General features: G+C 71.0%; 9 protein-coding genes. 5 read left to right on the forward strand and 4 right to left on the reverse strand.

What is annotated here, in order from left to right; all coding sequences use genetic code 11:
- The first annotated feature begins 1 nt into the window (after nucleotide 1).
- Genes WME95_RS34485 through WME95_RS34495 form a run of 3 tightly spaced genes read left to right on the forward strand, consistent with a single transcriptional unit; the run spans nucleotide 2 to nucleotide 3,596 of the window.
- The gene (locus WME95_RS34485) at nucleotides 2-2,419 is read left to right on the forward strand and encodes an ATP-binding cassette domain-containing protein (RefSeq protein ID WP_437903599.1); all 2,418 of its coding nucleotides are present in this window, start codon (nucleotides 2-4) and stop codon (nucleotides 2,417-2,419) included.
- Nucleotides 2,420-2,465: 46 nt separating this feature from the next.
- Entirely contained in the window at nucleotides 2,466-2,948 is a 483-nt protein-coding gene (locus WME95_RS34490) for a hypothetical protein (RefSeq protein ID WP_437903600.1), read from the forward strand.
- A gap of 3 nt (nucleotides 2,949-2,951) precedes the next feature.
- Nucleotides 2,952-3,596, forward strand: coding sequence for a hypothetical protein (locus WME95_RS34495; protein WP_437903601.1), 645 nt, complete (start codon nucleotides 2,952-2,954; stop codon nucleotides 3,594-3,596).
- Between the two features lie 99 nt (nucleotides 3,597-3,695).
- Here WME95_RS34495 and WME95_RS34500 read toward each other — a convergent pair whose 3' ends face one another.
- Nucleotides 3,696-6,005 carry an SMI1/KNR4 family protein gene (locus WME95_RS34500; protein WP_437903602.1) on the reverse strand — a complete coding sequence of 770 codons (2,310 nt, stop codon included), beginning with the start codon at nucleotides 6,003-6,005 and terminating at the stop codon, nucleotides 3,696-3,698.
- 459 nt (nucleotides 6,006-6,464) lie between these two features.
- Between WME95_RS34500 and WME95_RS34505 the strand changes: the two genes are divergently transcribed.
- Nucleotides 6,465-7,517 (forward strand): peptidase dimerization domain-containing protein, encoded by a 1,053-nt coding sequence (locus tag WME95_RS34505; RefSeq protein WP_437903603.1) that lies wholly within the window; start codon nucleotides 6,465-6,467, stop codon nucleotides 7,515-7,517.
- 159 nt (nucleotides 7,518-7,676) lie between these two features.
- On the opposite strand, the gene WME95_RS34510 is transcribed toward WME95_RS34505, so the two are convergent.
- The 3 genes from WME95_RS34510 to WME95_RS34520 all read right to left on the reverse strand — a co-directional run bounded on the left by WME95_RS34510 (nucleotide 7,677) and on the right by WME95_RS34520 (nucleotide 11,563).
- On the reverse strand, nucleotides 7,677-8,681 hold the full coding sequence (locus tag WME95_RS34510) for an STAS domain-containing protein (RefSeq protein WP_437903604.1): 1,005 nt from the start codon (nucleotides 8,679-8,681) through the stop codon (nucleotides 7,677-7,679).
- A 401-nt stretch (nucleotides 8,682-9,082) separates the two neighbouring features.
- Nucleotides 9,083-10,336: a hypothetical protein gene (locus WME95_RS34515; protein ID WP_437903605.1), complete on the reverse strand. Its 1,254-nt coding sequence runs from the start codon at nucleotides 10,334-10,336 to the stop codon at nucleotides 9,083-9,085.
- 54 nt (nucleotides 10,337-10,390) lie between these two features.
- On the reverse strand, nucleotides 10,391-11,563 hold the full coding sequence (locus tag WME95_RS34520; protein WP_437903606.1) for a cytochrome P450: 1,173 nt from the start codon (nucleotides 11,561-11,563) through the stop codon (nucleotides 10,391-10,393).
- Nucleotides 11,564-11,714: 151 nt separating this feature from the next.
- Between WME95_RS34520 and WME95_RS34525 the strand changes: the two genes are divergently transcribed.
- Nucleotides 11,715-13,340: a sigma 54-interacting transcriptional regulator gene (locus WME95_RS34525; RefSeq protein ID WP_437903607.1), complete on the forward strand. Its 1,626-nt coding sequence runs from the start codon at nucleotides 11,715-11,717 to the stop codon at nucleotides 13,338-13,340.
- The last annotated feature ends 41 nt before the right edge of the window (nucleotides 13,341-13,381 follow it).

Raw genomic sequence — 13,381 nt, forward strand, 5'->3', positions numbered from 1 at the left:
CATGGCCTCCTCCAAGCAGCACGCCGCAGACAGACAGCACGCCGCCGACAGCCACGATCTGATCCGCGTCCAGGGCGCCCGGGAGAACAACCTCAAGGACGTCAGCGTCGAGATCCCCAAGCGGCGACTCACGGTGTTCACCGGCGTCTCGGGATCGGGCAAGTCGTCGCTGGTGTTCGGCACCATCGCAGCGGAGTCGCAGCGGCTGATCAACGAGACCTACAGCGCGTTCGTGCAGGGGTTCATGCCGACGCTGGCCCGGCCCGAGGTCGACGTGCTGGAAGGGCTGACGACCGCGATCATCGTCGACCAGGAGCGGATGGGCGCCAACTCCCGCTCGACGGTCGGCACGGCGACGGACGCCAACGCGATGCTGCGGGTGCTGTGGAGCCGCCTCGGCAAGCCGCACATCGGCTCGTCCAACGCCTTCTCCTTCAACGTCCCGTCGGTCCGCGGGGTCGGGGCGATCTCGATCGAGAAGGCGGGCGGGAAGAAGACCGAGAAGCGCGAGTTCGTGGTCAACGGAGGCATGTGCCCGAAATGCGAGGGCATGGGATCCGTCTCCGACTTCGACCTGTCCCAGCTCTACGATGACAGCAAGTCGCTCAACGAGGGCGCGCTCAACATCCCCGGTTACTCGATGGATGGATGGTACGGGCGCATCTTCAACGGATGCGGCTTCTTCGACGCGAACAAGCCGATCCGCAAGTTCACGAAGAAGGAGCTCCACGATCTGCTCCACAAGGAGCCGACCAAGATCAAGGTCGAGGGCATCAACCTGACTTACGAAGGGCTGATCCCGAAGATCCAGAAGTCGATGCTGTCCAAGGACGTCGACGCGATGCAGCCCCACATCCGGGCGTTCGTGGAGCGCGCGATCAAGTTCTCGACCTGTCCCGAGTGCGGCGGCACGCGGCTCAGCGAGGCCGCCCGGTCCTCGAAGATCAAGGGGATCAACATCGCCGACGCCTGCGCGATGCAGATCAACGACCTGGCCAAGTGGGTGCGCGATCTGAACGAGCCGTCCGTCAAGCCGCTGCTGGCGACGCTGCGGCACACGCTCGACTCGTTCGTCGAGATCGGGCTGGGCTACCTCAGCCTCGACCGGCCGTCGGGCACGCTGTCGGGCGGCGAGGCGCAGCGCACCAAGATGATTGGCCACCTCGGGTCGTCGCTCACCGACGTCACCTACGTCTTCGACGAGCCGACGGTCGGGCTGCACCCCCACGACATCCAGCGGATGAACGAGCTGCTGCTGCGGCTGCGCGACAAGGGCAATACCGTCCTCGTGGTCGAGCACAAGCCGGAGACGATCGCGATCGCCGACCATGTCGTCGACCTGGGCCCCGGCGCCGGCACCGCCGGCGGCGAGGTGGTCTTCACGGGCACCGTCGACGGGCTGCGGGCGAGCGGCACGCTCACCGGGCGTCACCTGAGCGACCGGGTCTCTTTGAAGCGGTCGGTGCGGAAGCCGTCGGGAGTGATGAAGGTGCGCGGCGCGCGCGCGCACAACCTGAAGAACGTCGACGTCGACATCCCGCTCGGCGTGCTGGTTGTGGTGACCGGCGTGGCGGGGTCGGGCAAGAGCTCGCTGATCCACGGCTCGGTGTCCGGCCGTGAGGGGGTGGTGTCGGTCGACCAGACCCCGATCCGTGGCTCGCGGCGGAGCAACCCGGCGACGTACACCGATCTGCTGGAGCCGATCCGCAAGGCGTTCGCGAAGGCCAACGGCGTGAAGCCAGCGCTGTTCAGCGCCAATTCCGAGGGGGCCTGTCCGACCTGCAACGGCGCCGGGGTGATCTACACCGATCTCGCGATGATGGCCGGCGTCACCACGGTGTGCGAGGACTGCGAGGGCCGGCGGTTCCAGGCGTCTGTCCTGGAGTACCGCCTCGGCAAGCTCAACATCGCCGAGGTGCTCGATCTGTCGGTCGCAGAGGCGGTCGGCTTCTTCGGCGCTGGCAAGGCGCATACGCCGGCCGCGCACGCGATCCTGCAGCGCATGGCCGACGTGGGGCTCGGCTACCTGCGGCTCGGCCAGCCGCTCACCACGCTGTCGGGCGGCGAGCGGCAGCGGCTCAAGCTCGCGACGCATATGGGCGCCGACGGCGGCGTCTATGTGCTCGACGAGCCGACAACCGGGCTGCACCTGGCCGACCTCGAGCAGCTGCTCGGGCTGCTGGACCGGCTCGTCGACTCCGGCAAGTCGGTCATCGTGATCGAGCACCACCAGGCGGTGATGGCGCACGCCGACTGGATCATCGACCTCGGGCCAGGCGCGGGCCACGACGGCGGGCGGATCGTGTTCGAAGGCACCCCGGCCGACCTGGTGGCCGCGAAGTCGACGCTGACCGGCGAGCACCTGGCGGCGTTCGTCGGAAACCAGCCGAAGGCTACCGCGTCTCGCCAATCTCGCTGAGCAAACCCGCGTTTTCCGTGGGAGCTTGACGTGCTACAATGCGTGCATGTCGTTCGCTCCGGACATTCTGGTCACCTCCCGCGACGGAACGAGCCGCTCGCTCGTCGTCGAGGTGAAGCTGTCGATCCACGATCTCCAGACGTCGGAACAACAGCTCAAGGCGTACATGGTGCGCCATGGCTACGCTACCGGGATGCTCGTCACGCCGGACGCAGTGCGCATCTACCGCGATACGTTTGCGAGCTACGAGGAAGGCTCGGTGGAGCTGGTCGGGGCTTTCTCGACGGCGGGCGTCTTCGAAGCCGGCGTGGCGTCGACGATTCGCGCGATTGAAGAGCCAGGACTGCGCGGGGTTCATTTCGAGGACGAAGTCCAGCGCTGGCTGGAAGGCCTCACGAATCCATCCAATCTGGCCGCCTTGGCGCCAGACTTGCGTGAGGCCATCGAGGATCACGTGGTGCCCGCTCTCGAGCAAGGAGAGGTGCGTGCGGCTGGGCCGCGTGCGAGCATGAGGCGCACCGGGACCTGAACGATGCGGCACGTCTTCGTCGAGACCAATTGGGTCGTAGACTATGCTGCGCCTGCGCATCACAAGAAAAAGGCAGCGGTTGATCTTCTCGACCGTGCTGCCGCGGGAGAGCTCGAGCTTCATCTTCCGTCCATTTGCCTGAACGAGGCACGCCGTCCGATCCAGGAGCTCAAGCCTCGGCATGAAGCAGATGCCATTCGCCAGTTTCTGCGCTGGGGCAAGGCGAACGGGAAAGTCTCGATCGACGAGGATGCCACGGCGTTACGGGTGCTCAGTATGTTCGAGAGCAGAGTGAAAGAGGAGCTCAAGCAGCTCGACACGACGCTCACGTCGCTGCGCAAGCACCCAGGGCTCGATGTCTTCGCGCTCGACGACGCCATGCTGGAGCGCGCGATCGAGCTGAGCGGCGGCGAGCTCGAGTTCGTCAAGCCGTTCGACCAGGCGATCTTGGCTGCGGTACTGGTGCGGGCCGAGAAGCTGAAGGCCGCTGGGGCAACAGATCTTTCCTTCTGCGAGCTCGACGGGGATCTCCAGCCGTGGGGGAAGAACGGATTTTCCAAACCAGCATTGACGAAGCTCTACGACGCCGCCGGGATCTGGGTATACGGTGACTTCGATCTCGCTGCGCCAGTGCGCCCCGCGAGCTAGCCAGCGCGTCGGCGCGAGCTCCCGGAACGGCGCACTCCGACGGGATCATCGACCTCGGGCCGGGCGTCTCGAGAGCGCCGGCCGGGAACGTGATGGCTCTCATCCGGCGGACCGCGCCGAGAGCCGTATGCGCCACTCGGCCCAGGCGCGCACCTCCGGCAGCGGGTCCGCCGCCAGTCGGGCAATGGCCTCCGCGGGCACCGCAGCGTTGAGCGGGGCGGCGCGGCGCACGTCGGGCTCGGGATCGCGCGCCAGCTCGTCGAGCAGCTCCGGCGGCGCGGCCGCGTTCCACAGCACCGCGCGGCGGACCCAGCGCTCGGGATCGCGCGCGAGCCGTCGCAGGCCCTCCGCGGGCGAGCGCGGGTTGGCCGCGGCGCCGGCGCGGACGTCGTCGTCCTCGTCGCGGGAGAGGCGCTCCCAGCTCTCGGCCGACAGCTCGGCGCGCTCGGCCGCCGCGGCGCGCACCATCCCCAGCGCGTCGCGCGAGAGCCGCTCGATGATGTCGAGCGGCGTGGCGGCGAGGCCGGCGATCCGGCTCCGCGTGTAGCCGTAATCGTCGCGGCTGAGGACCTCGAGCAGATCGCCGGGGAGCCAGGGGTGGAGCGCCATCTCGTACCCTCCGAGCCGATACTGCTCCTCGATGTGCGGGGCGAGGAGCGGCGTCGGGAACGAAGGGTGGGAGTAGACCCCGTATCGTTGCGCTTCGTCGATGGAGGCGTCGAGCGGCAACGGAGGCCCGGAGACACGGCCCGTGTAGCGCCAGCGCCCGAACGCCTCGTGCTTGCCCTCCGGCGCCTGGTAATGAGGGTGCAGCTCGAGAATGGCCCGATCCTCGGGGGGTAGCGCCGCCGCGTAGCACAGGGCGTAGATGACCGACGACGAGGGATCGGCGGTGAGCCGCGCGAGCAGGCCGGGCGGCGCGTTCGGGTGCTCCGCGACCATCACGCGCACGTCTTTCTTCGGATCGCCGGCGAGGTGCTCCAGCAGCGAGGCCTGGAGATCGGGCCGCGCCGCCACCGCCATCCGCACCGCCGCGTCGGCGTCGTGCGCGAGGGCAGCGACGTCCGCGGGATCGAGCGCGGGGGCGAGGGCCACCGCGTGACGCACCACCGGCGATCGGTGCGCGGCGAGAGAGCGGCGCAGATCGGGATCGAGCGCCGGGTGACGGGCCGCCGCGCGGACCAGCCAGAGGGCGAGCGGCGCGTCGATCTCGCGATCCAGGGTGGCGAGGGACGCGAGCGCCCCCGGAGCGGCACGCGGATGAAGGGCGATGGCCTCCGCTTCGAAGAGAGCGCGCTCGAGCCCCTCCACGCTGTGCAGCGAGCGCGCGGCGCGGCCGAGCAGCCGGCTCAACGTCTCCATGGACGACGACGGGTGTCGGGCCACGGCGCGGCGCACGGCATCGGCGGGATCGTCGGCGAGCGCGGCCAGCACCTCGCCTGCGGTCGCGGGGTTCTGCGCCACGTGCTCGCGGACCTCGGCGACCGGGTAGCGCGCCGCGCGCTCCAGGTCCTCGCGCCGGGCGCTCGCGGCGTCCGCGAAGGCCTGGCGATGCACGACACGCCGGAGCTCATCGACCAGGGGATGGTGGCGCTCCACGGCCTCGGCCTCGGCGAGCCGCCGCGCGGCCTCCTCGTCCCGCCCCACGAACACATCGACCAGCCCGCGCGCCGCGAGCGTGTGCGCCTTCGCGCCCGGCGCGACGACCCGCTCGTGCGCGACGAGCGCCTGCCGCTCGGCGTCTGCGAGGGCCTGCCCCGCGAGCGCCCGGCGCGCGTGATTGACAATCGCGGACGCGAGCGCCGTGTCCAGCCAGCCCATGTACCAGCCGCGGAACGAGAGCCCGGTCGGCCCCATCTCTGCATCGCCCTCGGCCGCCGTGAAGTCGCTCCACACCTGGCCGGCCAGATCCCCGGTCACGACGAGGAAATCGAAGTAGCCACAGCCCTTGTCGGAGAGGTAGAGACAGCCGTCGTACGGGTTGTCGCCAGCGGGGATGGGCAGCGGGTTCGGGCGCCCCTCGGCGTCGAGCACCGCCCAGCGCTCGCGAAGCCGGAAGGGCTTGTCCATCTCCGCAGGTCGGCTGAGCGGCGGGCGCCCGCCCGTGCCGGCGGAGACGCGATGGCCGTCGACCGAGGTGATCACGACCTCCACCCGCGGCAGGGCGTCCGGCGTCCAGGCGTCGAGAGGGGCCAGGCCGTAGTCCGGGCCCGCGCCGCCGTCGGCGATGTGGAGGACGAAGTCGCGGTACTCTTCGGGCAAGCGGATCCGGTGCGCCGCCTCGAAGGCGCCGACCTCCTCGAGTGAGGCCGGTGGGCGGAGCTCGAACGACTCGCGCTGATCTTCGGGGGTGAGCGTGCGCAGCGCGGCGAGCTTGGCGCGAGCGTCGGAGATCCAGGTCGACTCCATGGCGCCCACGGTGGCCCGGCGCGCGCGAGGGGTCAACGGATGTGCCGAGCGCCGTGAGACGTCACGCCGAGAGCCATGGCATGTCACGCCGAGACCCGTGGCATGTCACACAAGATCGGACCGCATTGCGCGCCAGGCGTCTCATGACTGGCGCGCGACGCGCCCCCGGCCGCGAGGCGAGCAAAGCATCCGCATCAAGAGTATTTACCCCTGCTTCGCAGGACGTCGCCCATCCACCCATCCACGCGCGGGCTCCGCACGATGGCATCGGGGTGCCTATGTGGGCGGCATGGCCATGGCGGAGCGGCGATGGCGTGGATTTGCTCGCCTGCGAAGCTCCACCGGATTAATGACCGTGCCGGGAGCGATACTCGCCTTCTGCTGGTGTCCTGGTACCGAAAATTCCGGTACGACTGAGGGGGAGCCAGCGCGCATCGTTGGGTCTGATCGGAGGTCGACGTGGAACTACTCGAGAATTTGCTGTGGCTGTGCAGGATCCCCTCGCCTACCGGTGAGGAGCGCAACCTGGCCGACGAGCTCGCTCGACGTCTCGCGGCGCTCCCCTCGGCTTCACCGCCGCGCCGCTACGGAGACTCTCTCGTGGCGCCGCTGACGCGCGGGTCGGGAGGCCCCACGATTCTGCTCGTCGGGCAGCTCGACGTGGCGACCGCAGGGCAACGAGGCGAAGCGCGGACGGAGAACAAGCGCGTGCTCGGCGCTGGAGCCGCAGAGAAGAGCGGCCTCAGTCTGATGCTCGATCTGGCCGAGCGCCGGCCGCAGGTACACGCCGATATCACCCTCGTGTTTCACGCGCGCGGAGCGTGCGGCTTCGACGCGAGCGAGCTCAGGGTGGTCATGAAGCAGGATACCGAGCTCCGGGGGGCCGACTTCGCCCTGGTGCTCAGGCCCACGGACAACAAGCTTCAGCTCGGCTCGGGAGGCTCCACGCACGCGACGCTGGCGTTTGCAGGCCGCACGGGGCACAGCGGGCTGCCCGGCGCCGGCGTGAACGCGATTCACAAGTTCGCGCGCGTGCTCTCTCAGCTGGCCGCGTTCGAGCCCGTACCCGACGTCGTCGACGGCCTCACCTGGTACGAGATGATGAACGCCACCTCGGCGCACGGGGGCCGCTCCGGCAGCGTCGTGCCGGACCACCTGGAAGTGAACGTGCACCACACGTACGGTCCGAGCACCAGCTCCCATACCTCGCAAGAGCGGCTGATGGCGCTCGTGGACCGCGTGGGGGCCGTCCGGTTCGAGGAGCTCTCCCGTCCGGCGCCGCCGAACCGGAGCCACGCGCTCATCGCGGCTCTCGAACAAAGCGGCGTTCAAGGCGTCGAGGCCCGGCAAACCTGGTCGGAAGTCGCAAGCTTCACGACGCTCGGGATCCCGGCGGCGAATTTCGGACCGGGCGCGGAGCGGACGATGCACGCGCTGAACGAGGTGACGGAGCTCTCGGAGCTCGCGCGGGCGCAAACCATCCTCGATCAGTGGTTCGCCAAGATGGCGTGACTCTTATTGGCATCTTCAGAGAAGAATCGAACAGGGAGGCGGGGAGACAGGGAGATTCATGGGGCTTTGACTCCCCATCTCCCCCACCGCGCGGATGGACGCGGATGCCGCCTCGACCTCCGCTGAATCCGCTGTGGCTCCTCCAGGCCGGCTGAGCTTTCAGCGCTCTCGCGGCTCGTCGCGGCGCGCGGGATCCCGCCTCTGGGCGCCAGCGGCGCCTATCGTTCGATCGCCGTTGCGGCTGGACAACAAGCGCCGAAGCCCGTCCTGGAGACTCGTGACGATGGGGACACCATCGAAGCCCAGATCGCAGTCGATCAGCAATCTCGCCATGACCGGCGAGATGCCCGCGATGGCGCACCGCGCCCCGAGCAACGAGGAAGCGCGCACCGTGTCGCGGAGGTGGCGAGCCCCTTCCGCGTCCATGAAAGGCACGCCGGTGACGTCGATGATCACATGCTCCGCCTGCGTGTCCACGATCGCCTGCAGCAGCACGTCGAGGATACGGGCGGCGCGCTCGGCGTCGATCTGGCCGATGAGCGGCAGCGCGAGGATGCCGTCCCAGAGCCTGAGCACGGGCGTGGACAGCGCGGCAATGGCGCGCTGCTGCTCCTCGCTCACGCGGAGCTGCTCCTCGAGCCGCTGGGTCCGCTCGGCGATCGCGGCCTCGAGCTGCTCCGTCTGGATCCGCAGCTCGTCCTCGGATTGCTTGAGCTCGCCGACGTCCACGTGAATCTGCAGCACTTCGGCGACGTTGCCTGCAGCGTCGTTGATGGGATGGAGCGAGGAGGCGACCCAGCGGGCCACTCCCTTCTGGAGCGTGTCTGCCTGGACCGGATCGTAGCGAATGGTGGGCAACGCCGTGGCCTCGCCCCGCCAGAACGCCTGCTCGACGAGGGGCATCGACCCATTGGCGGACACCTGCTCGTCCTTCAGCAAGCGCCACCCGGCGACATCCCGGAGGCTCAAGCTCCAGAGCTGCTCCCACCGACGGTTCACCTCGAGCACGCGGCTCTCGCCATCGTAGATCATCATGCTCACGATGCCCCCGTCGAGCAGGGCCTTGTAGCGGCGCGCGGGGATCTCCAGCTCGGCAACGCGCCGGCGCAGCGCATCGATCTCACGCTCGAGCTCGGTGATCGTCGGAGTTGTCTTCTGTTCCATGTTCTTTCGGTCCGCGCGCTCCGTGACGAGCATCCTCCCCGGAAAAGACGGCCGCGGTGTGGGCTGGGTCGCGTCCGACGAGCGCGGCGCGGGCGCGCGTTGATGACATGATGGCCCACGCCGACAGGAGGCCCGCAGCGTTGTATCTCCGGTCGCGGCGAGCTTCAACCCGGCGGACGTCTGCTGGATGAGGAGCTCACTTGCATCGCTGATCAAGAGGGCGCGGCGAATCCAGCTGTCGAGCTCGGCGAGATCCGGCCAGGTTCCCGGGTTCGTCACACCATGGGATTGCCGAGGATGCCTCGACCCGCGTCGGGTTGTCGGCTTTTGCCTCAACCCGGGTCGGGTTGTCGGCTTTTGCCTCAACCCGGGTCGGGTTCACAGGCCCGATCGGGTCCGGCTCAGGGCGACCCCTGCTTGGCGCACGGGTCCGCCGCCGCGGCCGCGCTGCGGCCCTCCCAGAGGCGAGCGAGCGGGCTCCTCGGGCCGACCGCGCCCGCGGCGGCGAGCGCCGCCCACGTCAGGATGGGGCCATCGCCCTCGAGCACGCGCAGCGGCGGCGGATACCCGGTCGCGGCGAGCTTCAGCCCGGCGGGCGTCGGCAGGAGGAGCAGATCCGGGTTGTCGAGGCTCACGCGCTCCCGCAGCAGCTCGAGCACGGTCGCGTCGCCGCCGGCGAACGGCGCGAGGCAGCGCTCCAGCAAGGGCCGCAGCGCCTTCTTCGACGCGGCGGACCGGTCGAGCAGCTGGGTCACGGGCGCGCCCGTGCGCACGTCGAGCACCTGCCAGCGCTCGGGCCCTGGATCCCAGGGGTGCGTGCCGCCCTCGTACCGCATCGCATCGTGGGAGCGGACCGCGAGTAGCCCCTTCTCGTTGAGGGAGATCTCGAAGGTGCGCGATGCGGCCATTCGCTCGCCCGCCTTGCACGCGCGCAAACTCGCCTCGTCTCCCTGCCCGAACACCCACGTGCCGCTCTCGAGCGCGCGGTTGAGGGCCGCCTCGCTCGTCGCCGTCGCGGCGCCGAAGATCTCGGGCCAGGCGAGCTCCTCGCTGCACGCCTCGCCAGGCTCGAAGGGGATCCCGATCCCGTCGGAGGGGCCATCGGGGTTCGGCCGCGGCGGGAAGCGGCGCGCCCTCTTCTTCGTGGCCACGAGCAGCACATCGCGCGCGCCGACCGAGGCGAGGTCGAACGGCAGCGAGGCGCCCCGCGGGCTCGTCCACGTCCCGATGAGGTGGCCGTCGGCCCGGCAGGTGCCCGCGAACTGGCCCGTCGGGCGCGCCGGGTTGCCCTCGACAAGCGCGAGCTCGCCGGCGTCGGTGACAGACCCGGCCAGCGGGATGTCGACGCCGACATGGGCATAGAAGTAACGGCCCCGCACGGTCCCTCCGTCGCGCTCGAGCCGCGCAAAGACCTCGAGCTTCGGCCCGATCGTGCCGTGGAAGCCGCGCTCCAGCGCACAGGCGCTCTGCGGCGCCGGCGCGGCGCTCGCGGCAGGCGCGGGCGCGACGCCCACGGCGCGCGCCGACGGAGACGGCGCCGCGGAGGCCGCCGCCTTGGCCACGGCGGGCGCAGCGCCCGCGACAGGCGAGGGCGCGGCCGCAGGGCCGCACGCCGGCAGAGCGAAGACCAGCGCCAGGAACGCTCGATATCGCATGGACAGCCATTGTGCAGAACAGGACGTGACAAATCCCCTCAATTTGTTCGGATCTCAGGCCGGCCTGAAGCGGAGCGGGAGCGACACGGGGCCACGCACGGTGAGCGTGCGGTTGTAGGGGATCTCGCCCGGCGCGCGGGTCACCTCGCCGATCCCCGGGAGCAGCACCTCGAGCGCGACCTTCGCCTCCATCCGGGCCAGCGCCGCGCCAAGGCAGAAGTGCGCGCCGTGCCCGAAGGTCAGGCTCGGCTGGCCGCGGTGCAGATCGAACCGATCGGGATCCGTGAAGCGCTGCTCGTCGCGGTTCGCCGAGCCGACGAGGGCCAGCACGAGCGAGCCCGCGGGGATCGTCACGCCGGCCAGCGCGACGTCCGACGTCGTGAGCCGGGGGACGGACTGGGTCGGGCCGTCATAACGCATCATCTCCTCGATGAACCTCGGGATGAGCTGCGGCGAGGCGCGCAGCCGCTCGAGCTCCGCGGGGCGCTCCGCGAGCAGGAGCATCGAGCTGCCGAGGAGGTGGGTCGTTGTCTCGAGGCCGCCGCCAAGGATGCTGACGAGCAGATCGATGATCTCGCGGTCGCCGAGGAGCTCGCCGGCGCGGGCGAGCTCGCTCACGAGGTCGTCGGACGGCGATCGCCTGCGGGCCGCGATGACGTCGGCCATGTACCGGTCGAGCTCCTCGATCGTGGCGCGGACGCGGGCGGCGTGCTCGGCGCTCGCCGGCTCGGGCGTCACGGACAGGAGATCGTCCATCCACCGCTTGAAGTGCGGCTCGAGCGCGTGATCCAGGCCGAGCAGCTCGCTGATCACGAACGCCGGCAGCGGCGCCGCGGCCGCGGCGATGAAGTCGACCTCGCCGTCGAGGCGGCCCGCGAGCCGCTCGCACAGCTCCCGGGCCCGCTGCTCGATGCGCGCGATCGCCGGCGCCCCGAACGCCCGGCTCACCAGGCCGCGGAGCCGCGCGTGATCCGGGCCGTCCATGGCCAGGATCGAGCTCGCGAGCGGGTTGTGCCCCACCCACGCCGGCTGCCATGCGGCCCGGAACCCCTGGGACGAGAACCGCTCCGGGCTCCGGAGGACCGTCGCGACATCGGCGTACCGGCTCACCGCCCACATGCCGCCAGGATCCACCTGGCAGACCGGCGCCTCGCGGCGCATCGCCGCGTACGGCGTATAAGGATCCGCCCGGAAGGCGGGTGTCATGATGTCCACGCGCTCGCTCATGCGAAGAGACCTCCCGCGATGGCCCCGAGCACACGCCGGGCCCGCGCGGGAGAGGCCGTTTCCACGGGAGATCCGCGGCGCGTCCGTGGCGCCTCGCGAGCCCGCCGGTCAGGGTGACCGGTCACGCCTGTCACCTTGATAAGGTCGTCCCATGCGCGCAGCCGATCTCGACATCCGGAAGCTGCTCGACGTCGACCCGCGCGGCGGCGTCGTCCGCTTCGCCGGGGAGCGCGCGGTCATCCTCGACGCCGGGGCGCTCGGGACGCTGCGCGAGGAGCTCGTCCGGCTCGCGGGGTACGCGGGGGCGCGCGCCGTGCTCACGCGCTTCGGCGTCGAGCACGGCGCCCGGATGGCGGAGGCGATGGTGTCCCGGCTCCCCTGGGACAGCGAGGCCGAGCTGCACGGCGCGGGGGCCCTGCTCCACACGCTGCAGGGCTTCATCCGGCTCGCGCCCGGGGACACGACGCCCCTCGCCTCGCGCGGCGCCACGCTGCTCTCGTCGTACGAGGCCGAACAGCACCTCCTGCACCTCGGCCGCGCGGACGAGCCGGTCTGCTGGATGCTCGCCGGCATCGCGAGCGGCTACATGACCCGGGCGACGGGCGAGGCGGTCTACGTCATCGAGGATCGGTGCATCGCCCGGGGCGACGACGTCTGCCACTTCCAGGGCCGGACGCGCGCCGCGTGGGGCGGCGCGCTCGAGGAGCACCTGCCGTTCTTCCGCGAGAGCGTGCTCGACCCGTCGGTCCGCGAGGCCGCGCCGCCCCGGAGGGCGATGGGGCGGGCGCTCCACGCGAAGTCGAGCGCCCTGCCCTTGGCCGCGCCATGGGGCGAGCCGGCGACCCCGCTCGTCGCGGAGAGCCCGGCGATGCAGCGGGCCCTCGACCGCGCGCGGCGGGTCGCGCCGGTGGACTCGACGATCCTGCTCACGGGCGAGAGCGGCGCCGGGAAAGAGCGGGTGGCGCGGCTCATCCACGGCGCGTCGGCGCGCGCCGCGGGCCCGTTCGTCGCGGTCAACTGCGCGGCGATCACCGAGACGCTGCTGGAGAGCGAGCTCTTCGGGCACGCGCGCGGCTCGTTCACCGGCGCGACCCACGACCGCGCCGGGCTGTTCGAGGCGGCGCGCGGGGGCACGCTGCTGCTCGACGAGGTCGGCGAGGCCCCGCCCGGGGTGCAGGCGAAGCTCCTCCGCGCGCTCCAGGAGCGGCAGGTGCGCCGCGTCGGCGAGAACACGAGCCGCCCCGTCGACGCCCGGATCCTCGCGGCGACGAACCGCGATCTCGCGGCCGACGCCGCGGCGGGCCGCTTCCGGCGGGATCTCTACTACCGGCTGCGGGTCATCGAGATACGCCTTCCGCCGCTCCGCGAGCGCCGGGAGGACGTCCTGCCGCTCGCGCGGGCGCTGCTCGCGGCGGCGTCGCGACGGCTCGATCGCCCCGTCGCGGGCTTCACGCCGGAGGCCGAAGGCGCGCTGGAGCGCCACGGGTGGCCCGGCAACGTGCGCGAGCTGGAGAACGCCGTGGAGCACGCGGTCGCCCTGGCGCGGGGGGGCGTGGCCGCTCTGGACGACCTGCCGGACGACGTCCGCGGCGCCGCGCCAGCCGGCGGCGGGGGCGAGGAGCCGGCCGCGCGGACGCTGGAGGGCGTCGAGCGGCGAGCGATCCTCGCAGCGCTCGAGCGGCACGGCGGCAACCAGGCCCGCGCCGCCGCGGAGCTCGGGATCGGCGCGTCGACGCTCTACCGGAAGCTCAGGAGGTACGCCCGCGGCGCAGGGTAGAGAGGTGCCATGTGTCGGCGACGGCCGGGCCCCGCCGGTGC

The organism is Sorangium sp. So ce327, from assembly GCF_051530205.1.
Taxonomy (GTDB): Bacteria; Myxococcota_A; Polyangia; order Polyangiales; family Polyangiaceae; genus Sorangium; species Sorangium cellulosum_B.

Coding starts and splice junctions, on each gene's coding strand:
- WME95_RS34490 (WP_437903600.1), top strand. CDS start 2,466: ATGTCGTTCGCTCCGGACATTCTGGTCACCTCCCGCGACGGAACGAGC.
- WME95_RS34515 (WP_437903605.1), bottom strand. CDS start 10,336: ATGCGATATCGAGCGTTCCTGGCGCTGGTCTTCGCTCTGCCGGCGTGC.
- WME95_RS34485 (WP_437903599.1), top strand. CDS start 2: ATGGCCTCCTCCAAGCAGCACGCCGCAGACAGACAGCACGCCGCCGAC.
- WME95_RS34525 (WP_437903607.1), top strand. CDS start 11,715: ATGCGCGCAGCCGATCTCGACATCCGGAAGCTGCTCGACGTCGACCCG.
- WME95_RS34510 (WP_437903604.1), bottom strand. CDS start 8,681: ATGGAACAGAAGACAACTCCGACGATCACCGAGCTCGAGCGTGAGATC.
- WME95_RS34520 (WP_437903606.1), bottom strand. CDS start 11,563: ATGAGCGAGCGCGTGGACATCATGACACCCGCCTTCCGGGCGGATCCT.
- WME95_RS34500 (WP_437903602.1), bottom strand. CDS start 6,005: ATGGAGTCGACCTGGATCTCCGACGCTCGCGCCAAGCTCGCCGCGCTG.
- WME95_RS34495 (WP_437903601.1), top strand. CDS start 2,952: ATGCGGCACGTCTTCGTCGAGACCAATTGGGTCGTAGACTATGCTGCG.